The sequence below is a fragment of the Clostridioides sp. ZZV14-6009 genome (genome assembly GCF_020658095.1).
Taxonomy (GTDB): Bacteria; Bacillota; Clostridia; order Peptostreptococcales; family Peptostreptococcaceae; genus Clostridioides.
Window position 1 is genome coordinate 1 of sequence record NZ_JAGWDG010000092.1, and the last position, 237, is coordinate 237.

The window sequence follows — 237 nt, forward strand, 5'->3', positions numbered from 1 at the left end:
GAGGTGTAGCGCAGTTTGGTAGCGCACATGGTTTGGGACCATGGGGCCGGGGGTTCGAGTCCCTTCACCTCGACCAAGTAAGGGCCTATAGCTCAGGTGGTTAGAGCGCACGCCTGATAAGCGTGAGGTCGCTGGTTCGAGTCCAGCTAGGCCCACCATTTGCCCAGATAGCTCAGTCGGTAGAGCAGGGGACTGAAAATCCCCGTGTCGGTGGTTCGATTCCGCCTCTGGGCACCA

Annotated in this window: 2 tRNA genes; both read left to right on the top strand. The window is 59.5% G+C overall.

Annotated features, from left to right (window positions below):
* Positions 1 to 81: 81 nt before the first annotated feature.
* Positions 82 to 158, top strand: a tRNA-Ile gene (locus KGF36_RS20025).
* Between the two features lie 3 nt (positions 159 to 161).
* A tRNA-Phe gene (locus tag KGF36_RS20030) sits at positions 162 to 237 on the top strand.